Origin of the sequence: Flavobacterium aquidurense (assembly GCF_002217195.1) — a bacterium.
GTDB classification, from domain to species: domain Bacteria; phylum Bacteroidota; class Bacteroidia; order Flavobacteriales; family Flavobacteriaceae; genus Flavobacterium; species Flavobacterium frigidimaris.
The window spans coordinates 30,429-50,776 of sequence record NZ_MUGR01000006.1 but is presented as its reverse complement, the minus strand read 5'-3'; the positions used below and the strand labels follow the sequence as shown (position 1 = coordinate 50,776).

The window sequence follows — 20,348 nt, the reverse complement described above, 5'->3', positions numbered from 1 at the left end:
GTTGATCTGAATTAAATCCAAATCGTATTGTTATTCGAATCAGTCTCTATCGGTTCTTTTCTAATCTCTCGATTATCTTACTCTTTATTCTTTTGCTCTAACATCTCTGTTAAAGCGGCTGTCAATTCAATATGTCTACGAACGTGTCTTCTGTTTTGTTTCGCTTGTGTCTCAAAGCGGGTGCAAAAGTAGAAAATTTATTTTCAACTGGCAAGTAAATTTTGAAGTTTTTTTTAGAAAATTTCTTTTCCTTTTCTCCTCATTTCCTAACCAATATCTCAATGAACTTCCGTTGTTTTGCGGGGTGCAAATGTAACATCTGTTTTCAAATCTCGCAAGCTTTTTTTAATCTTTTTCAGAAAATAAATTTTCCTTTTAATTAATCTCTCTTACCAGTATTTCAGTGAACGTCTGTCGTTGTTGCGGGTGCAAAAGTACCACCTTTATTTACATTTACAAGACTTTTCATTATATAATTTCAATGTTTTTCGAAACTTTTTCTTAACACTCTGATAACACCAATATTAGAGCATCATCATTTTTTGTCTTTTAAGGAATTTTCTGAAGTCTATTGTGTTTTCAGCAATACCAGCCATGCAAGACAGTCGGTCTTTATAGACTTCACAGCTTTTTGGGTGGTTTTTCGATTACTTTGCAACAATGCTTCATAACAGCTTTTATAGCTTTAGCCGGTTTTGCCACGAAGGCACTAAGGCACAAAGTTTCATTTTTATTCGTTTGATTGGTTTTGAGCAGTCAGCAAGACACAAAGTTTCTTTTCCTCCTATATATAGATATACTTCTTATAAAAACAACTGCCATAGCCCTGATGGAAGCGGAAATCCTTTTGTGCCGATCCCGATAGCTATCGGGAGAAACAAAAGATTGCAGCGCACAGCAGGAAATAGCTCCTTATTCAAATCCGCAAATTCCAAATCCCAAGAATACACCGAATAGACTTCGACCTAACTTAGCAGGACAAATTACCTCCTATATATAATAGGAGCAAAAACCAGCATTGAGATCAAGATCTAAATTCTTCAAATATATTATAGCATAAACATGTACATATATATTGTATGTATTTTTGTAATGCGTTATATTTGCATTCACAAAATTATAAACAATGATTAAGATTACTTTACCCGACGGGTCAATTAGAGAGTTTGCTTCAGGCATAACTCCGATGGAGGTTGCAAAAAGCATTAGTGAAGGATTTGCCAGAAATGTGATTTCTGCATCTTTTAATGGTACAACAATTGAAACCGAAACTCCATTGACGACCGACGGTAGTCTTATTTTATATACTTGGAATGATGCGGAAGGTAAAAAAGCTTTCTGGCACTCAACTTCGCACGTCATGGCACAAGCACTTGAGGAATTGTATCCCGGAATTAAACTAACTCTTGGACCTGCAATTTCAAACGGTTTCTATTATGATGTAGATTTTGAAGATCAGAAAATCACAGATGCTGATTTTAAAAAGATCGAAGATCGCGTTCTTGAGATCTCAAGAGGCAAACATGAATTTAAAATGCGTCCGGTTAGCAAAGCGGATGCTTTAGAATTATATAAAGATAACGTTTACAAGACTGAATTGATTTCGAATCTTGAAGACGGCACTATTACTTTTTGCGATCATGCTACTTTTACTGATTTATGCAGAGGTGGACACATCCCGAATACTGGTATCATTAAGGCTTTTAAAATTATGAGCGTTGCAGGTGCATACTGGAGAGGTGACGAAAAAAATAAACAGTTGACTCGTGTTTACGGAACTTCTTTCCCTAAACAAAAAGATTTGACTGAATATCTCGAACTTCTAGAGGAAGCGAAACGTCGTGATCACCGTAAATTAGGTAAGGAACTTGAATTGTTTGCTTTCTCTCAGAAAGTTGGACAAGGACTACCTTTATGGTTACCTAAAGGCGCAGCACTTAGAGATCGTTTGGAGCAATTTTTGAAAAAAGCTCAAAAGAAAGCCGGATATGAACAAGTGGTTACTCCACATATTGGTCAGAAAGAACTTTACGTTACTTCTGGACACTATGCAAAATATGGCGCTGATAGTTTTCAGCCAATACATACTCCTGCCGAAGGCGAAGAGTTTTTATTGAAACCTATGAACTGCCCTCACCACTGTGAGATCTATAATGTAAGACCTTGGTCGTACAAAGATTTACCTAAGCGTTATGCTGAATTTGGTACTGTATACAGATACGAACAATCCGGAGAATTGCATGGTTTAACTCGTGTGAGAGGGTTTACTCAGGATGATGCGCATATTTTCTGTACTCCGGAACAATTGGACGAGGAGTTTAAAAAAGTAATTGATCTGGTACTTTATGTATTTGGTTCATTAGGTTTTGAAAACTTTACTGCTCAGATTTCGTTAAGAGACAAGGAAAACAGAGATAAATATATTGGTTCTGATGAAAATTGGGAAAAAGCTGAAAATGCCATTATCAATGCTGCGGCTGACAAGGGACTTAATACTGTAGTAGAATATGGCGAGGCTGCTTTTTACGGTCCGAAGCTTGACTTCATGGTTAAAGATGCCCTAGGAAGACAATGGCAATTGGGAACTATTCAGGTGGATTACAACCTTCCTGAGCGTTTTGAACTAACTTACAAAGGTGCTGATAATGAATTACATCGCCCTGTTATGATTCATAGAGCTCCTTTTGGATCTATGGAACGTTTCATTGCAATTTTACTAGAACACACAGCAGGAAATTTCCCACTTTGGCTAATGCCGGAACAGGCTATAATCTTGTCTTTGAGCGAGAAATACGAAATATATGCTAAAAAAGTTTTAGATTTGCTAGAAAATCACGAAATTCGCGCCCTAATTGACAACCGAAGCGAGACTATTGGCAAGAAAATTAGAGATGCTGAAATGCAAAAAATACCGTTTATGCTTATTGTAGGTGAGGAAGAGGAGAAAAACGGAACTATTTCGATCCGTCGTCACGGACAAGAAGGAAAAGGGAATATTACAGTTACAATTGATGAATTTGTCGCTATTGTAAACGAAGAAATAAAAAAGACATTAAAAGTTTTTACAGTTTAACTTAAATTATAAAGTCATAGCAATAAGAAGCAACAGAGGTTACCAACCTCGAGTAGAAAAAAAAGATGCACACAGAATAAATAACCTTATTCGTGGTGTACAAGAAGTAAGACTAGTAGGCGAGAACATCGAACCAGGTGTGTTTAAGCTTGCAGAAGCTTTACGTTTAGCAGATCAGTTCGAGTTAGATTTGGTTGAAATTTCGCCAAACGCTGAGCCGCCGGTTTGTAAAATCATGGATTACAAGAAATTTGTTTACGAACAAAAGAAACGTGATAAGGTATTAAAAGCAAAGTCGACACAGGTTGTAGTAAAAGAGATTCGATTTGGTCCTCAGACAGATGAGCATGATTACGAATTTAAAAGAAAAAATGCAGAGAAGTTTTTGAAAGAAGGCGCTAAATTAAAAGCATTCGTTTTCTTTAAAGGCCGTTCTATTATCTATAAAGATCAGGGACAAATTTTATTACTACGTTTGGCTACAGATCTTGAAGAGTATGGTAAAGTAGAAGCTATGCCAGTTTTGGAAGGAAAGAGAATGATTATGTTCATTGCTCCGAAGAAGAAAAAATAATTATTTGCTATAAGCAATAAGCTCTAAGCTTTAAGCAAACTGTTATTGTAAACTTTTGCCTAAAGCTTAAAGCCTAAAGCCTAAAGCTTTTGAAAATATAAGTAAGTAAGAATAAATTAAAACACTAGGAAAAATGCCTAAAATGAAAACAAAATCTAGCGCCAAGAAACGTTTCAAAGTTACTGGTTCTGGAAAGATTAAAAGAAAGCATGCTTTTAAAAGTCACATCTTGACTAAAAAATCTAAAAAACGTAAATTAGCTTTGACACATTCAGCGCTAGTTCACAAAACAGATATGAAAAGCATCAAACAACAATTAAGAATTATCTAATAATTCTTTAGGTTAAAAATTATTTATATAACCTTGGAGTATGGCTTTTAAGTTCCTTTGATTTAATTCAGGGCGCCTGCTACAAAAACACATTAAAATTATGCCAAGAGCAGTAAATTCAGTTGCCAAAAGAGCAAGAAGAAAAAAAATAATGAAGCAAGCCAAAGGTTTCTTTGGTAGACGTAAAAACGTTTGGACAGTTGCTAAGAATGCAGTAGAGAAAGCAATGTGCTACGCTTACCGCGATAGAAAACAAAACAAAAGAAATTTCCGTGCATTATGGATTCAACGTATCAACGCTGGAGCCAGATTGGAAGGAATGTCTTATTCTCAATTCATGGGGAAAGTAAAAGCTAACGGAATCGAATTGAACCGTAAAGTTCTTGCAGATTTAGCAATGAATCACCCAGAAGCTTTCAAAGCAATACTTAACAAAGTAAAATAAACGTTTTATAAACTCAATTTAGATTACTTACTTATCATAGAAAAGCCATTCGTTTACACGAATGGCTTTTTGCTTTTATAACGGGTTGCAAATTCTAATTACCGGAATTAAATTTAAGAACTACATTTGCATAACATCAAAACCAGAAACATGCACAAAGCCCTTTTGCAACATATAGCAAAGTTTGTAACATTAGATCCTGCAGAAACAGAACTTTTAGAATCTTGTTTGACAGTCTTTACTATTAAAAGAAAAGAATTGGTATTACAGGAGGGCCAGATCTGCAATACATTGTATTTTATCATAAAAGGCTGTATGCGCCAATACATTATAAATTCTAAAGGAACGGAACAAACTCTTCAATTTGGGATCGAAAATTGGTGGATTACAGATTATCTGAGTTATCATAATCACATTTCTTCTCATTTCTACATACAAGCTGTCGAGAAGTCAGAGGTAATTGCCTTAGAAAAAACAACATTGGAAGCTATATTACTTCAGGTTCCAAAACTGGAGCGTTACTTTAGAATAGTTGCACAAAAATCATTTGGAGCGGCACAAATGCGTATTAAGTTTTTGTTTACAATGTCAGCAGAGGAAAGATACCATCACTTTAATAACCTGAACCCTGAATTTGTACAGCGTGTTCCGCAATACATGCTTGCCTCCTATCTCGATTTCTCTGCTGAATTTATGAGTAAAATAAGGGCTGGAAAAGTATAGCCCGATTTCTTGAAGTAGTTCAAGTTTTTTAAAGGAGATTTGCCTCAACTTTGTATCAACTTTAAAAAACAAGTAAAATGAAACCAAGAATCGTTATCCCAACAGTTGCTCCGCAAGCTTACGAAGCTTTAATGAATTTAGAAAAGTATAATGCCAGCACTTCGCTAACTTCTACTCATAAAGAGCTGATAAAAATTCGTGCCTCACAAATAAACGGTTGTGCCTTTTGTATCAATATGCATACTGCAGATGCCAGAAAATATGGAGAAACAGAAAAACGTATCTATTTATTAAATGCATGGCGTGAAGCTGATGTTTATACTGAAGAAGAAAAAGCAATTTTAGCATTGACAGAGGAAATTACAATGATTAGCAATCATGTTTCTGAAGAGGTCTATCAAAATGCTGCCAGCTTATTTGACGAAAAATACTTAGCCGATATCATCATGGTTATTATCACTATTAATTCCTGGAACAGACTGGCAATAGCAACAGGATTGAGAGCTGTGTAAATTTGAAATCGCAAATTTTGCCTTTATATACAGACGTTACTTACAAACTCATGTTCGACGTCTGTATATCACTCTAAATCAAGCTACAGAACTTTTTTTTAATTGAACAAAATACCGTATTTGTACGCTTTTTTAAGCACTTAAATTCTTTACTTTTGGCGCATGAAACAACATATAATGCGCTTCTTTATATTTACATTTCTTGCTTTTTTAGCCTTTGTTTCCTGCCAGCAAAAAAGCAGAAAAAACACAAGCAAAAAAAGCACAAAACCTGAAATAGAAAAGCTTATTATTATCGCAGATCGTTTTTATGATGCGAAAAAATCTGATAGCGCATTCTACTATTATAATAAAGTAAAATTTATATGTAACCCCTTAACAGATACAGAAAACTTCATAGGCTCAATAAACAGAATGGCGGACATTCAGCAATCCCAATGGGATTATATTGGAAGTGAATCTACAATTACTGAAGCTATACCTTATCTAAAACATATAAAAAATCCTGACCTCGCCTGGAATACTTATGTGACTTTAAGTATTAATTACCTGAATACGTACGACTATAAAAACGCATTACTCTACAATAAAAAAGCCTTAGAATTAAAAATAAAAACCTGGCAAAAGTTAGCTTCCCAGAATAATATCGCAGTGATTCTGATGGAAGAAGAAAGATACCGTGAATCACTTGAAATTCTCCTTTCCCTAATTAAAGAAACAGAAGTAACGAGCAATGATCAATTTTATGCCAAAGCTCTTGACAATATAGGTTTTTGTTATTTTAAAACAAATAACTTAAAAGAAGCGGAGTATTACTTAAACGAAAGTCTTGATATAAGACAAAGAAATAAATGGCCGTTTGATTTAGGAAAAAGTTATCTTCATTTTGCGAAATTTCATAAAAAAAGCAATCCTGCTTTAGCCAAGAGATACATGCTATTAAGCTATGAGCAGTTCAGCATTATCAACAATGTCGACGAAAGGCTTTCTTCACTCAAACTAATTATCCAGAATAGTTCTGATAAAGAATTAAAAAAACACTCGATTCTATATGTCAATTTAGTCGACAGCATTTTTGAAGTAAAACAAAAAGCCAAAAACCAATTTGCTAAAATTAAATATGATTCGAAAAAAGAAAAAAATGAAAATCTAAGGCTGAAAACGTACAAGGCTGAAAACGAATTACAAATCGAAAAACAAAAGAACAGAAACACAATCTCCTACATTATTATCGCTTTAAGCTTAAGTTTAATCACGGTTCTCTATTTCTATTTGACTTTAAGAGGGAATAAAGAAAAAATTGAAGCTACTTATAACAGCGAAACACGAATGGCAAAAAAGCTACATGACGAACTTGCGAACGATATCTATCATACTATGGCTTTTGCAGAAAGCAGGAATTTAGCTTTAGCCGAGAACAGAGTTCAGTTAATAAACAATTTAGAGGCTATATATTCCAGAACTGCGGATATTTCGAAAGAAAAATGTGCCATTATTACCGATAAAAATTACGTTTCAGCATTAAGGGAAATGATTGCCGGATTTGGTACTCCAAATACTAGTATTACAATAAACAGATTAGATTCTGTCAATTGGCAGAATATTGAAAAAAGCAATAAAGCGACCATTTACAGAGTCTTACAGGAATTACTTGTCAATATGAAAAAACATAGTAATGCTTCATTAGTGGGAATTCATTTTAAAACTTCGGAAAAAAATATTATCATCAATTATACGGATAATGGAAAAGGGATTGATCTGAATAACATTACATTCAAAAACGGACTTCATAATATTGAAAATCGAATCTTAAATATAAAAGGAGAAATTGAAATTGATTCTGTAGCTGACAAAGGGTTTAAAGTCTTTATTAAATTTCCAGCATAAAAATGAGAAAAATATTTTTAAAATATCTTTTAGCAATTCTAACATTTTTAATACTGGGAATAATCCTTTATTTATTAAAATCCTCAAAAATTGAGAATCAGGTTAAAAGAAAACATAGCAAAACTGAAATAAGAACGATTCTAGCTAAAGCTGACCTCCTTTTCGACATAGACAGGAGTTATAGCAGTTCTTATTATTATTATAACAAAGCACAATTACTTTGCGATACCACCACACACTACATAGATTATGTTTACGCCATTACCTGCATGGCAAGTATTGAACAACTTCAAGGTAATTATGTTGCTTCTGAAGTATTATTAACTAAAACACTTCCATATTTAAAAAAAATAAAAAAGCCAAGATTTTCGGCTAATGTCTACGAACAATTTGGTGCCAATTACTATTATACTTATGATTATAACAATGCTCTGAGATACTACGAAAAAGCTTTGCACTTACCCACTAGTTATTATAGAAAAATCAGAGTTCTAAATAGTATTTCCCAAATATATATAAAACAAAAAAAATTTAAACTGGCAGAAAGCATATTGATTAAGTTATCAAAAATTAAAATAGTTTGCAAAAATGATAAAAAAGAAAATGATTACGAACAGGCCAGAATACTAGATGATTTGGGACTTTGTTATTATGCACAGGGAAAACCTGAAGCATTAGATTGTTATAAAAAAAGTATAAAAATACAACTGCAAATACGCAATTATTACGCGCTTTTATACAGCTACTTACATGTTGCTGAATATTTTCAGGAAAACAACCGGTCAATAGCCAAATCTTATGCTAAAAAAGCCTACATGATCGCAACTAGATTAAATGATGCGCCTAATAAACTTCAAAGTTTAAAAGTACTGAGTAAAACAAGCGAGGGAAATGATTTAAAAAAATACTCAACAAGTTTTATTCACCTTGCTGACAGCATTGCCAAAGCAAGACAAAAGGCAAAAAATCAATTCGCACGAATTAAATACTACGCTGATAAAGATAGATTTGAAAATTTACAGCTAAAAGCGCAAAAAGTAGAAAATGAATTAAAATCTGAAAGAGAAAACAACCGAAAAATCATCTCTTATATCATTATTTTCTTGACTACATCATTAAGTCTTTTGCTCTATTTCTATTTAACTTCCAAAGGAAGAAAAGAAAAGAATCGTGCCATCTTTGAAAGTGAAATGCGAATTTCTAAAAAATTACATGATGAACTTGCTCATGATGTTCATAATACATTAAATTTTGCAAAAACCACAGATCTTAAACAGGAAGAGAACAAAGAGCTTTTATTGAATAATCTGGATAATATCTATTCAAGAACCCGAAATATCTCTAAAGAAAATAGTCCTATTATTACTGACAATAATTTTAGTATCGCATTAAAGGAAATGATTTCCGGCTACCAAACTTCTGATGTAAATATTATATTGAACGGATTCGATTTGGTTGTCTGGAATGAAATTGAAAAGAATAAGAAAATAATTCTTTACAGAATCTTACAAGAATTATTTTCGAACATGAAAAAACATAGTAAAGCAACATTAGTAAGTGTTTCTTTTAAAATTATAAACAAAAATCTGACTGTAATTTATAACGACAACGGGCTTGGAACTAAAAATCAAGCATTAAATTTAAAAATCGGACTACAAAATGTGGAAAGCCGTATTAAAACTATAAATGGAAATATTATTTTTGACAATAATTTAGAAAAAGGCTTTCGATTAAGCTTCTCATTCCCTTTATAAACACAATAATATGTTCAAAAAAGTATTAGTTGCCGAAGATTTAGACAGCATAAGTATCGCAGTTATTCAAGTACTTGAAGACTTAAAAATTCCTACAATTGATCACGTTAAATATTGTGACGATGGTTTGTTGAAAATAAAAAAGGCCCTGATCGAAAAGGAACCTTATGATTTAGTCATAAGTGATTTGTCTTTTAAGTCTGATCATCGTAATGTGCAGCTTTCAAATGGTGAGGAACTTATTGAAGCAATTAATAAGGTGCAGCCAAAAATAAAAAAAATTATATTCTCGATAGAAGATAAATCGTATCGCATCAAATCTCTTTTTTATGATTTAGGAATTAATGCCTATGTATCTAAAGGAAGAAACAGCATTGGTGAATTGAAAAAAGCTATTGAGGGAACGTTTAGAAATGAAGAAAAAATACTTTCTTCAGATTTATCTTTTAGTTTTAATGATAAGGCTTTGATTGAAATTGAATCTTACGACATTTCAATTTTAAAGCTTTTAGCTCAGGGGTACATATTAGAGAATATCTCCAGTGAATTTAAGGCTTCTTCAATAACTCCAAACGGAACTAGCAGTATTGAAAAACGAATTAATAAACTAAAAATATATTTTAAAGCAAACAATAATGTACATCTCATTGCTATCGCCAAAGATTTTGGACTGGTGTAAATTTTATAACGCTTTTACGGATTCCCGTAAGGAAATGATTTTTAATAAATTTAATTTTGTATGGAATTTATTGACCAGCTAATGAAACCTAAATCTAAAATTAGTTTTGGTAAAAAACTTCAACAAGTTTTTATCACAAAAATTAATACCACCAAAAATAAAATTATAATGAAAACGATGTTACTTTGCCTTTTCCTATCATTAAGTTTTGCTTTCGTTTCAGAAAAAACAGGATGGCTGGAAGTTGATTGGAAAATTATATTTATACCTGCTCTACTTGTTTTGCAAATAATAATTATTGGCACTGCATTAAAAAACAGATATAAAAAACACTAAATCTACAGCTTCTTCAAAAAACAACTTCAAAGGGCTACATTTTTTTATCTTTAGAAATTTCTTAACTAAAGTAGAAACAATTATTGCAAAATTTTGAAATGCTTATATTTGAATTTTTAAATACAGCATGAAATATCTTTTAAGTTTTGTTCTCTTACTTTTTACTTTCCTTACCTTTTCACAGACTAAAGTCCTTTCCTGGAATTTAGAAAACTTTGGCAAATCAAAATCTGAATCTGAATTAAATTTTATTGCCGGCACTATTGCAGCTTATGACATTATAGCCATTCAGGAAGTTGTTGCCGGATATGGCGGCGCTCAGGCTGTCGCAAAACTTGCAATGGTGCTGAATGAAAAAGGTTCTAAATGGGATTATGCAATTAGCGATCCCACAAGCGGTACCAGCTATAAAACGGAACGTTATGCGTTTCTCTGGAAAACTGACAAAGCAAAGCTAAAGGGCAACACATGGTTAGAAAAAAAGTATCATTTAGAAATTGACCGTGAACCTTTTTTTGCGACTTTCGAAATCAATAAAAAGACAATAACACTGGTTAATTACCATGCTATAACAAAAAGCAGGCAACCGGAAACAGAAATTAAATACTTTAAATTTTTACCTCTCGAATATCCCAATTTAAATTTAGTCTTTACGGGAGATTTTAACTGCCCGCAATCCCACAACGTTTTTAATCCGTTGAAAAAAATGGGATACGCTCCTATTTTACAAAATCAAAAAACAACACTAAAACAAAAATGTATCAGTGCGACTTGTTTAGCATCTGAGTTTGACAATATGTTTTATAAAACAGACTCTGTGACCTATATCAATTCCGGTACAGTCCCCTTTTATACAACATTCAATTCGTTGAAAGAAGCCCGCAGAATTTCTGATCACATTCCTATCTGGTTTGAATTTTCTTTGAAATAACTATGTTTTAAGCTTTTTCTTTTTTGCTGCAGGAAACAAAACATTATTCAAAATCAAGCGATAACCCGGAGAATTTGGATGTAAATCTAAAACTGTTGGAGGATCTCCAACCTGATGCTGAAAGTCTTCCGGATCGTGCCCGCCAAAAAAAGTAAACATACCTTTTCCTTTTTCGCCATGAATATATCTTGACTCGCCATTAAGTTCGCAGGTTCCCATGATTAAAACATTCGATTTGATTAATGCCGTATCAAATGATGTTGTCTGTCCCATGAAACCTTTTACCAATTGCGTATGATTTTGACATAACATACTAGGAATTGGATCCCATTTTGCTGAAAATTCCATTAAAGTAAAATAATCTTTCTCCATAGGAATTCGACGTTTCAAGGTCATATCAATATCTGAAAACTCGTATACTTCAGGTCTTCTTTCTAACGTAAAATCTTTGAAAGCGAATGAATTTCCATAATTCAATTTAGATTGGTAATTAGATTCACTTGCGTCTCCATCAAACATTGCTTCACAAATATCAACACCATCAGCTGCAAGTGCAATATCAAAACTATCCGTTGCAGAACACATGGCAAACATAAAACCTCCACCAATTACAAAGTCTCTGATTTTTTTAGCCACTGCGCCTTTTTCCTGTGATACCTTGCTATATCCTAATTTTGTTGCTAAAGCTTCAGCATCTTTCTTTTGCTCAATATACCAGGGTGTATTTTTATATGCAGCATAAAATTTTCCGTATTGTCCGGTAAAATCTTCATGATGCAGGTGCAACCAATCATAAAGCAGCAATTGATCACTTAAAACTTCTTCATCATAAATGGGTGTAAAAGGAATCTCGGCATAAGTCAAAACTAATGTTACAGCATCATCCCAGGGCTGTTTTCCTTTTGGGGTATAAACTGCAATTTTAGGTGCTTTCTCCAGAATAACAGATTCCATATTTTGAGACGGACTTGAAATATCATTTAAGATCGAAGCTTCTTCACTATCTGAAAGTACTTCAAAACTTACACCTCTAATCTTGCATTCTTTGCGAATTTCGTCTGCATCAGGCAACAAAAATGAACCGCCGCGATAATTAAGCAGCCAGCTTGCCTTATAATCTTTACTCAGGCACCAGTAGGTAATTCCGTAAGCTTTTAGATGATTTTGTTGTGTCGTTTCGTCCATCGGAATTAAGATGAACGATGCTTTAGCAGTTAATGAAAGTAGAAATATAAAAATATAAGCTAAACTCTTACTCATTAGAAAATTATTTTAGTAAAGATATAAAGGAAGCACTAAAAAACACAATAGATACAGGTGTTTTATAAAGAGATAAGTGTTAAATATCGAATTTAACGTTTGTAAAATCTAAATTCTTTATTTTATAAAATCAGGTAAAAACACCTATTTGCCGGAGACATATTATTGCTACATTTGCTATCCCAGATCATCAAACTAATCAATGAAAAACCAAAACCATGAAGTTTAATGATAGTAATAACCAACCAAAGGGATTTAATGTGATGCAAAAAATAGGCTTATGTTTACTTGTACTCAGTATTATTTTGTATTATGTATTGTCAATTCAATTTTTAACAAGCTAAAATTAAATTGTCAGAACTGCAATTTCATTCTGAATCGCATACACCACTAATCCGGCAATATTTCTGGATTCTGTTTTTAATAATAAATTGTTACGATGTCCTTCTACGGTTCTCGGACTTAAATAAAGATGTTCAGCAATTTCTGTGGTCGTTTTTTGCTGGCAAATAAGCTGTAGTATTTCTATTTCGCGGGGAGAAAGAAAACTTGTTTCTAAATTTCCTTTTGAATTTTTAGTCGAAACAATTGTTTCCTGAACTGTTTTTAAAACACTTTCGTTATAATAAAAACCTTTTTTTGCGACTTGATTAATGGTATGGATCAGATCCTTTGGAGTTGTATTTTTTATTAAATAAGCAACTGCCCCAACCTGAATCATATTTGCAATAAATGATTTTGTATCATAACTTGTTAAAGCAATTATTTTTATTTCAGGATATAATTTACGGATGATTTTTGTGGCTTCTACACCATTTAAAACAGGCATTTTTAAATCCATCACAATAATATCGGGTTTGAATATAGTGTCTTCTAAATTAGAAAGCAGTTCCTCTCCGTTGGATGCTTCAAAAATAATATCGATATTATCTTCTCTTTGCAACAAAAAAGAAATTCCTTTACGGAATAAAACTTCGTCATCGACTAAAGCAATTTTAATAGCGGCACTCATTTTTATTTGATTTTGGTCGTTTGGTATGCCGAAATTACAAAATATGAAACGAAAAATAGTCTAAGAGCCTTAATATATTAGGAAAAACGCCCTTTTATTTGTTCTATTTAACTTAAAAAGTAAAATTTACGGTGATACCTCTTCCTATTTCAGAGTCGATCTTCATTGTTCCGTTTAAAAATGAAATTCTGCTATCGATATTTTTCATTCCTAATCCTTTCTGATTTTCAGTGTTTTTATTATCAAATCCAACTCCGTTATCTTCATAATTACAGGTATTGGTTCCGTTTACATTTTTAAAAGCGATCCAAATTTGCGTTGCTTTTCCGTGGCGCAATGAATTGTTCATCAATTCCTGTAAAATTCTAAAAACATGCAAATGACGATCAATATCGCTGTCATCGAATTCGATATCATTTATATATTTTACTTTTACAGATTTGCCACTCTCAAATTCTTCACATAATTCTTCTATACCGGCATTAAGTCCAAATTTCTCGAAAACCGGCGGCAGTAAATTGTGGGCAATTTTTCTGGAATTCTCAAGGGCTTTTGCTGTGAGATTAATGATATTTTCAGTAATCTCTTTTGTTTCGTCTTCGGTTAGGTTAGGAGCAGAAAGCAAATGTGCATTCAATGAGACAATATTAAGTTTAGAACTAATATCATCATGCAGATCCTGGGCTATTCTTTTTCGCTCCTCTTCCTGCGTCATAATGACAGCATGTAATTGTTCTTTGTGCAGATGAATTTCTAAATCTCTTTTTTCTAATTCTTTCTGAATGATTTTTTTTCTGGACAGATAAAAAAAGACAATTAAAAAACCCGCTACAACCATAAAAAAGCATGATGTATAGAGAATTATAGCAACAATTTCTTTTTCATAAACCAGACTTGTATCCATATTTAAGTATTAATTTTCTCTTTTAAGACTAAAACTAACTTTCCATTCAAATAAAATAAAAAGATAATAGACCAAAATCAAAAATGCGTTTAAAGTCCAACTCATTAATTTGAATTCATTACTTAAACCAATAGTCAAATTACCTACTAAAAATAATATTGTACTCGTCAACAGATAAAAAATCACACCAATTGTAAGATAATAATATTCTTTATTACTGGTAAGCATATTATAGAAGTGCAATAAGGCATAAACAACTATTAATAATGAAGTAATTGTAATGGCGAATAAATTAAATTTTAAGAACTGAGTTACATCAATGCACAACTGAATTCCTAAAACTAAAAGAGCTGAAACCAGACTCCAGCTTACAAAATTTTTCTGCTCTTTATTTTTTAAAATTGATCTGAAAAATAAGCCTAATAAAATCATCTGACCGATAAAAAATATATTTATAGCAAATAAATTCTTCATTGCAAGATGATACATCAATTCCAGAGTTAATTGCATGACAAAAACAAATGCAAGATAAAGGACTAAAAAAACATTAGCTTTTTCCGTTTGGAAAAAGCTATATGTATAGAGCACTACATTTATTAATAAAATAAAATAAGCCGAATATATTACCAGATCGGTCATTATAAAGGATTTGTTGGATCACCAAAAGGAGGACATGGTCTGGCTCCATCATACAAAACAGCTGTACCTAAATCACCATCTCCATCAGCAAAGACATCTTCATAAATACCTGTTTTTTCATTTAATTTAGCCCCTACAAACATTAACGTTTGTTCTCCAAGCTCATTAACTCCTTTATAAGCTCGGGCTGCATCAATTTTTAAAGATTCTTTAAGTTTCAAAATTGCTTCTAAACTCTCTAAAGGCACTAAGTAAGCATCTACTGCATCTTTAGCTCTCCCTTCCGGAGAATCTTTGTACTTTTTTGACCATTCCTTACCAACAGCTAAACTGATTTCAATTTTTCCGGGAAATTTTTCTTCTGCCATAATAATTTGTTTTTGGTTAATTAATTAATCACAATTGCTGGAATCAATTGTTTGGCTAAACTACTGAATTTTATCAAAAAAAATTAACAATTGAACATAAAAAAAGCCTCTTAAAGAGGCTTAATTGTTTGATTAAAAAGGAACATCGCTGTCGTCATCGTCATCATTTAAATTGCTGCCAAAAGCTTCATTAGGCGATGGCAGGTTTTTAGTTATAAATGGATTTTCTTCATGATTCATTTTAGATGGCAAGTCATCATAACTTCCTGAGAAATCATCCAGGTTATCAAATTTTCCAAGGTGTCCGATAAATTTCAAACGAATGTTTTCGATACCACCATTACGGTGTTTTGCAATCATGATCTCTGCCTGACCTGCAGTTGGCGATGCTTCATCATCATCCCATTCTTCAATTTTATAATATTCAGGTCGGTATAAAAACGACACAATATCAGCATCCTGCTCAATCGCCCCGGATTCACGAAGATCCGACAGCAACGGACGTTTACTGGATCCACGCGTTTCAACGGCACGTGATAACTGAGAAAGTGCAATTACCGGAACATTTAACTCTTTTGCTAAGGCCTTTAAGTTTCGGGAAATGGTCGAGATTTCCTGCTCACGATTTCCTCCTCCTTTATTATTTCCTCCGGCAGTCATCAACTGCAAATAATCGATAATTATAATCTTAATACCGTGCTGTGAAACCAGACGACGGCATTTTGCTCTTAAATCGAAAATAGAAAGTGATGGTGTATCATCAATAAACAAAGGGGCTTTTTCTAAGTTTTTTACTTTGGTACTTAACATTGTCCATTCGTGTGGCTCTAATTTACCTGTACGCAATTTCTCTGATGACAATCCTGTTTCTGACGAAATTAACCTCGTGATCAGCTGAACCGATGCCATCTCCAGAGAAAACAAAGCCACTCCGTGCCCGTACTGAATAGCAATATTTCTCGCCATCGAAAGTACAAAAGCAGTTTTTCCCATCGCAGGTCTCGCCGCGATAATAATTAAATCTGAAGGCTGCCATCCTGAAGTCAGTTTATCCAGATTCGTAAAACCGGTTTCAACACCACTTAAACCTTCTTGTTTTGCAATTTCTTCAATCTTCTTTTTGGCCTGAAGTACTAAACTCTGAGCAGTTTCAGAACTACGTTTAATATTTCCTTGTGTTACTTCATATAGTTTTGATTCGGCCTGATCAAGCAAATCAAAAACATCCGCAGTTTCATCATAAGACGCTTCGATAATTTCAGTCGAAATACGAATCAAACTTCTTTGAATAAACTTTTGAAGAATGATACGTGAGTGAAATTCGATATGAGCCGAAGATGCAATTTTTTGTGTAAGCTGAATTAAATAAAAATCACCTCCAGCCAATTCTAATTTTCCATTTTTTTTCAACTGAGTCGAAACCGTCAACAAGTCAATTGGCTGTGTTTCGGTAAAAAGCTGAACGATTGCTTCAAAAATATATTTATGTGCCTCTTTATAAAAAGCATCCCCTTGTAAAATATCAATTACATCATCAACTCCTTTTTTATCAATCATCATAGCCCCAAGCACAGCCTCCTCTAAATCAAGAACTTGCGGAGGAAGTTTTCCTTTTTCTAAAGTAATTATTGAGGGTTTATTTACCTTTGCAGGATTTACATTTTTGAAATTTTCCATATAGCGAAAGTAGCAAAATTTAAAAAAAAATTGCTATCGAGTTATAACTATTAATTGTTTATAAATAAGTCTGTTTTGTTCATAACCAAAAAAAAATCCGAAACTGTAAGGCTTCGGATTTTAAATCATTTTACATGAATTTACTCTTTAAACTCCCCCATTTTACTGTATTTGTCCATTCTTTGGGCAATCAGGTCAGTTGTTGATAAGTCTTTCAATTCATTATATCCTTTGGTGATGTATTCCGCTACTGTTTTAAAAGTAGTTTCGCGGTCGTAGTGTGCTCCGCCTAATGGTTCCGGTATTACATCATCTACTAATTTTTGTCTCTTCATATCAGATGAAGTCAATTTTAAAGCATCGGCAGCACGTTCTTTATACTCCCAGCTTTTCCATAAAATAGAAGAACATGATTCCGGTGAAATTACCGAGTACCAGGTGTTTTCTAACATATATACTTTATCACCAACACCTATTCCTAAAGCTCCTCCTGAAGCACCTTCACCAACGATGATCGTTATAATTGGCACTTTCAAGCGAACCATTTCAAAAATATTTCTGGCAATTGCTTCTCCTTGTCCTCTTTCTTCAGCTTCAAGTCCCGGATATGCACCAGGAGTATCTACTAAAGTCAAAACCGGAATTCCGAATTTCTCTGCCATTTTCATCAAACGCAAAGCTTTACGATATCCTTCCGGGTTTGCCATACCGAAATTACGGTATTGACGTGTTTTAGTATTAAAACCTTTTTGCTGACCAACAATCATAAACGACTGACCGTTTACTTTTCCCAATCCGCCAACCATAGCTTTATCATCTTTAAAATTTCTGTCTCCGTGAAGTTCTAAAAATGTATCTCCGCAAATAGCTCTGATATAATCTAAGGTATAAGGCCTGTTTGGATGTCTTGACAGCTGAACGCGTTGCCAGGCTGTTAGGTTTTTGTATATTTCTTTCTTAGTTTCTACTAATTTTTTGTTGATTTCCTTGCAGGTAGGCGTTACATCAACATCAGATTCTTTTCCAATTATAACACACTTTTGTAACTGTTCTTCAAGTTCTTTTATTGGAAGCTCAAAATCTAAATATTCCATGGATTTTTGAATTTTGTTTGTAAATCGAACCGCAAATATAAAAATATTATATCATTGGTGTGATTAAATCGTATTTAAAATATAAAAATGTAATTTAAAAATAAGGAAATTATTACACTTCTTTCTTATTTTTATAATGTTTAAAAACGCCGTTTAAGATCACTGTAATCACAATAATCAGGGCGCCAATATAAAATTCTGTACTCATTTTCTCTTTTCCTCCCAGAATAAAATAAGCCAGCATAATTCCGTAAACGGGCTCTAAATTAGTCGTTAACATCACTGTATACGGACTTAATTTCTGCATTACTTTTACTGATGCCGTAAATGCATAGGCCGTACAAACTGAGGACAAAAGCAATAATAAAAGCCAATTATTTAATGACATTGTAAAAAAATCTGCAGTGAATTTTCCCTGTATCAGAAAATAAATCGAAATAAAGAAAACTCCTGCCCCAAACTCATAAAAGGTAATCACTGACGGTTCATGATCTGAAATCAGCTTCCCATTCATTAGAGTAAACAAAACCCCCAGAATAATCGATGCCAAAGCATAGTACATTCCGTGTAAATATTTTACTTCGACCTGCATGATTAATGCTAATCCGCCTATAATAATCAGACCAAAAAAAACTTCGTAAAATAAGATCTTCCTACCATAAAAAAGCGGTTCTAACAACGAGGCAAAAAAAGCACCTAACGAAAATATCGAAAGCGTGATAGAAACATTAGAAACATGAATCGCCCTGAAAAAGAAAATCCAATGGAGTGCGATTAATAATCCAACAAAAATTAACTTAGCAAAAGAAGTAGCCGAAATAACAAAAGACTGCTTCTTATATACTATAAATGCAGCAAGAAAAACTCCTGCAAGCAGCATTCTGAACCAAACTAAATTTTCAGCATCAATCGTTATTAAAGCTCCAAGAATAGCCGTAAATCCCCAGATAAAAACAATTAAATGAAGATTTAAATAACTTTTTAAATTATCGTTTCGCATTACGTAATAAGTAAACTGCCAATACTCCAAAAACCATATTCGGAAACCAGACAGCTAATAAGGGTGAGAAAGTAGATTTTTCAGCAAGAGTACCAAATATTTTATCAAAAAACACGAATGAAAAGGCAATTGCAATTCCAATCGCAAGATTCGTTCCCATTCCGCCACGGCGTTTCATTGCAGAAACTGCCACCGCAATTATGGTTAGGATAAAAGCTGAAACCGGTACGCTGTATTTTTTATAAAGCACCACTAAATAAGTATTGATATTTCCTGAGCCTCTCTTACGTTCTTTCTCAATAAAATCGATCAATTTTCCTAACGGAAGGGTTTCAGCAATATAAACTACAGGAGTCAAATCTGCCAATTCAAATTTGAACGGCACATTCTTTTCAGGACTTTTCTCTATTTTATCGTTCAGTTCCCCAAGCGTTCTTTTCGTGTAGTCATATAAAGTATAGGTCTTCTTTTTCGGATCCCATTTAATACGGCTTGCCGTGATTTTATAGGTCAACTGATCTTTTTCAAAATGCTCTAATGTAAAATTAAAAGCTGTTTTTGATTCTTCATTAAAACTATTTACAAAAATAAAATCGTTATCATTAATCTGTCGGTACACGTTTGTATTATTGCCTCGCATCTCGACTTTCCCATTCCCTTTCAGATACGTATATCTAAAGTTATTGAATCCCTCACTTGCCGCAGGAACAATAAAAAACCCCATTAAAAGCACAAATACCGAAACAATAGATGCACCAATAATATACGGACGCAAAAAACGCGTAAATGAAATTCCTGAACTTAAAATCGCAATAATCTCCGTATTATTAGCCAGTTTTGAGGTAAACCAAATTACAGATAAGAATAAAAATATTGGAAATAAAGAGTTTGCAAAATAAACGGTAAAGTTGTAGTAATAGATCGCAATTGCACTAAACGGAATCTTATTTTCCAGCATTTTATTCACCTTTTCAGAGACGTCAATTACAATTCCAATTGGAATAAATAATAAGATCATCACCGAGAAAGTGGCTAAATATCTTTTTAAAATATACTTATCTATTATCGTCAGCATATATTTTTTTGTTTGTTTTGTTTCAGGTTTCAAGTTTCAGGTTCTAGTGAGAACTTGAAACTTGAAACCTGAAA

The 20,348-nt window shown here is 33.1% G+C and carries 20 protein-coding genes; 11 read left to right on the top strand and 9 right to left on the bottom strand.

Annotation, left to right across the window (positions count from 1 at the left end; translation table 11 throughout):
* The first annotated feature begins 1,126 nt into the window (after positions 1-1,126).
* From thrS to B0A67_RS04645, 11 genes are all read left to right on the top strand, one after another.
* Positions 1,127-3,073, top strand: a complete 1,947-nt coding sequence (thrS, locus tag B0A67_RS04695) for a threonine--tRNA ligase (RefSeq protein ID WP_072964997.1) — start codon at positions 1,127-1,129, stop codon at positions 3,071-3,073.
* A 22-nt stretch (positions 3,074-3,095) separates the two neighbouring features.
* Positions 3,096-3,647 (top strand): translation initiation factor IF-3, encoded by a 552-nt coding sequence (infC, locus tag B0A67_RS04690; RefSeq protein ID WP_072964996.1) that lies wholly within the window; start codon positions 3,096-3,098, stop codon positions 3,645-3,647.
* A gap of 133 nt (positions 3,648-3,780) precedes the next feature.
* Positions 3,781-3,978: a 50S ribosomal protein L35 gene (gene rpmI / locus B0A67_RS04685; protein ID WP_022827375.1), complete on the top strand. Its 198-nt coding sequence runs from the start codon at positions 3,781-3,783 to the stop codon at positions 3,976-3,978.
* Between the two features lie 100 nt (positions 3,979-4,078).
* Positions 4,079-4,423, top strand: a complete 345-nt coding sequence (gene rplT, locus B0A67_RS04680; protein ID WP_041515545.1) for a 50S ribosomal protein L20 — start codon at positions 4,079-4,081, stop codon at positions 4,421-4,423.
* Between the two features lie 150 nt (positions 4,424-4,573).
* Complete coding sequence (locus B0A67_RS04675) at positions 4,574-5,146, top strand: Crp/Fnr family transcriptional regulator (protein ID WP_072964995.1); 573 nt, start codon at positions 4,574-4,576, stop codon at positions 5,144-5,146.
* 77 nt (positions 5,147-5,223) lie between these two features.
* Positions 5,224-5,658, top strand: a complete 435-nt coding sequence (locus B0A67_RS04670) for a carboxymuconolactone decarboxylase family protein (RefSeq protein ID WP_072964994.1) — start codon at positions 5,224-5,226, stop codon at positions 5,656-5,658.
* Between the two features lie 162 nt (positions 5,659-5,820).
* Positions 5,821-7,545: a tetratricopeptide repeat-containing sensor histidine kinase gene (locus B0A67_RS04665; protein WP_072964993.1), complete on the top strand. Its 1,725-nt coding sequence runs from the start codon at positions 5,821-5,823 to the stop codon at positions 7,543-7,545.
* A gap of 2 nt (positions 7,546-7,547) precedes the next feature.
* Positions 7,548-9,299, top strand: coding sequence for an ATP-binding protein (locus tag B0A67_RS04660; protein WP_084074679.1), 1,752 nt, complete (start codon positions 7,548-7,550; stop codon positions 9,297-9,299).
* Positions 9,300-9,309: 10 nt separating this feature from the next.
* Complete coding sequence (locus B0A67_RS04655) at positions 9,310-9,978, top strand: helix-turn-helix domain-containing protein (RefSeq protein ID WP_072964992.1); 669 nt, start codon at positions 9,310-9,312, stop codon at positions 9,976-9,978.
* A 60-nt stretch (positions 9,979-10,038) separates the two neighbouring features.
* The gene (locus B0A67_RS04650; protein WP_072964991.1) at positions 10,039-10,314 is read left to right on the top strand and encodes a hypothetical protein; all 276 of its coding nucleotides are present in this window, start codon (positions 10,039-10,041) and stop codon (positions 10,312-10,314) included.
* A 127-nt stretch (positions 10,315-10,441) separates the two neighbouring features.
* Positions 10,442-11,245: an endonuclease/exonuclease/phosphatase family protein gene (locus tag B0A67_RS04645; RefSeq protein WP_072964990.1), complete on the top strand. Its 804-nt coding sequence runs from the start codon at positions 10,442-10,444 to the stop codon at positions 11,243-11,245.
* Here the strand turns inward: B0A67_RS04645 and B0A67_RS04640 are convergent, their stop codons facing one another.
* The 9 genes from B0A67_RS04640 to B0A67_RS04600 form a co-directional block, all read right to left on the bottom strand.
* On the bottom strand, positions 11,246-12,505 hold the full coding sequence (locus B0A67_RS04640) for an asparagine synthetase B (protein ID WP_072964989.1): 1,260 nt from the start codon (positions 12,503-12,505) through the stop codon (positions 11,246-11,248).
* Between the two features lie 346 nt (positions 12,506-12,851).
* Complete coding sequence (locus B0A67_RS04635) at positions 12,852-13,517, bottom strand: response regulator transcription factor (protein WP_072964988.1); 666 nt, start codon at positions 13,515-13,517, stop codon at positions 12,852-12,854.
* 112 nt (positions 13,518-13,629) lie between these two features.
* Positions 13,630-14,421, bottom strand: coding sequence for a sensor histidine kinase (locus B0A67_RS04630; RefSeq protein ID WP_072964987.1), 792 nt, complete (start codon positions 14,419-14,421; stop codon positions 13,630-13,632).
* 9 nt (positions 14,422-14,430) lie between these two features.
* A complete protein-coding gene (locus tag B0A67_RS04625; protein WP_072964986.1) occupies positions 14,431-15,060 on the bottom strand; it encodes a hypothetical protein in 630 nt (209 codons plus the stop codon).
* The gene (locus tag B0A67_RS04620) at positions 15,060-15,428 is read right to left on the bottom strand and encodes a hypothetical protein (protein ID WP_072964985.1); all 369 of its coding nucleotides are present in this window, start codon (positions 15,426-15,428) and stop codon (positions 15,060-15,062) included. Before B0A67_RS04620 ends, B0A67_RS04625 begins: the two co-directional genes overlap by 1 nt.
* A gap of 132 nt (positions 15,429-15,560) precedes the next feature.
* Positions 15,561-17,105 (bottom strand): replicative DNA helicase, encoded by a 1,545-nt coding sequence (gene dnaB, locus B0A67_RS04615; protein WP_072964984.1) that lies wholly within the window; start codon positions 17,103-17,105, stop codon positions 15,561-15,563.
* 140 nt (positions 17,106-17,245) lie between these two features.
* Positions 17,246-18,199 carry an acetyl-CoA carboxylase carboxyltransferase subunit alpha gene (locus B0A67_RS04610; protein WP_072964983.1) on the bottom strand — a complete coding sequence of 318 codons (954 nt, stop codon included), beginning with the start codon at positions 18,197-18,199 and terminating at the stop codon, positions 17,246-17,248.
* Positions 18,200-18,311: 112 nt separating this feature from the next.
* A complete protein-coding gene (locus tag B0A67_RS04605; protein ID WP_072964982.1) occupies positions 18,312-19,199 on the bottom strand; it encodes a DMT family transporter in 888 nt (295 codons plus the stop codon).
* Positions 19,186-20,274 carry an LptF/LptG family permease gene (locus B0A67_RS04600; protein WP_072964999.1) on the bottom strand — a complete coding sequence of 363 codons (1,089 nt, stop codon included), beginning with the start codon at positions 20,272-20,274 and terminating at the stop codon, positions 19,186-19,188. Before B0A67_RS04600 ends, B0A67_RS04605 begins: the two co-directional genes overlap by 14 nt.
* Between the last annotated feature and the right edge of the window lie 74 nt (positions 20,275-20,348).

Bases quoted from the DNA above. Each gene is read 5' to 3' on its own strand.
- thrS (WP_072964997.1), top strand. From the start codon at position 1,127: ATGATTAAGATTACTTTACCCGACGGGTCAATTAGAGAGTTTGCTTCA.
- rpmI (WP_022827375.1), top strand. From the start codon at position 3,781: ATGCCTAAAATGAAAACAAAATCTAGCGCCAAGAAACGTTTCAAAGTT.
- rplT (WP_041515545.1), top strand. From the start codon at position 4,079: ATGCCAAGAGCAGTAAATTCAGTTGCCAAAAGAGCAAGAAGAAAAAAA.
- B0A67_RS04675 (WP_072964995.1), top strand. From the start codon at position 4,574: ATGCACAAAGCCCTTTTGCAACATATAGCAAAGTTTGTAACATTAGAT.
- B0A67_RS04670 (WP_072964994.1), top strand. From the start codon at position 5,224: ATGAAACCAAGAATCGTTATCCCAACAGTTGCTCCGCAAGCTTACGAA.
- B0A67_RS04665 (WP_072964993.1), top strand. From the start codon at position 5,821: ATGAAACAACATATAATGCGCTTCTTTATATTTACATTTCTTGCTTTT.
- B0A67_RS04660 (WP_084074679.1), top strand. From the start codon at position 7,548: ATGAGAAAAATATTTTTAAAATATCTTTTAGCAATTCTAACATTTTTA.
- B0A67_RS04655 (WP_072964992.1), top strand. From the start codon at position 9,310: ATGTTCAAAAAAGTATTAGTTGCCGAAGATTTAGACAGCATAAGTATC.
- B0A67_RS04650 (WP_072964991.1), top strand. From the start codon at position 10,039: ATGGAATTTATTGACCAGCTAATGAAACCTAAATCTAAAATTAGTTTT.
- B0A67_RS04645 (WP_072964990.1), top strand. From the start codon at position 10,442: ATGAAATATCTTTTAAGTTTTGTTCTCTTACTTTTTACTTTCCTTACC.
- B0A67_RS04640 (WP_072964989.1), bottom strand. From the start codon at position 12,505: ATGAGTAAGAGTTTAGCTTATATTTTTATATTTCTACTTTCATTAACT.
- B0A67_RS04635 (WP_072964988.1), bottom strand. From the start codon at position 13,517: ATGAGTGCCGCTATTAAAATTGCTTTAGTCGATGACGAAGTTTTATTC.
- B0A67_RS04630 (WP_072964987.1), bottom strand. From the start codon at position 14,421: ATGGATACAAGTCTGGTTTATGAAAAAGAAATTGTTGCTATAATTCTC.
- B0A67_RS04625 (WP_072964986.1), bottom strand. From the start codon at position 15,060: ATGACCGATCTGGTAATATATTCGGCTTATTTTATTTTATTAATAAAT.
- B0A67_RS04620 (WP_072964985.1), bottom strand. From the start codon at position 15,428: ATGGCAGAAGAAAAATTTCCCGGAAAAATTGAAATCAGTTTAGCTGTT.
- dnaB (WP_072964984.1), bottom strand. From the start codon at position 17,105: ATGGAAAATTTCAAAAATGTAAATCCTGCAAAGGTAAATAAACCCTCA.
- B0A67_RS04610 (WP_072964983.1), bottom strand. From the start codon at position 18,199: ATGGAATATTTAGATTTTGAGCTTCCAATAAAAGAACTTGAAGAACAG.
- B0A67_RS04605 (WP_072964982.1), bottom strand. From the start codon at position 19,199: ATGCGAAACGATAATTTAAAAAGTTATTTAAATCTTCATTTAATTGTT.
- B0A67_RS04600 (WP_072964999.1), bottom strand. From the start codon at position 20,274: ATGCTGACGATAATAGATAAGTATATTTTAAAAAGATATTTAGCCACT.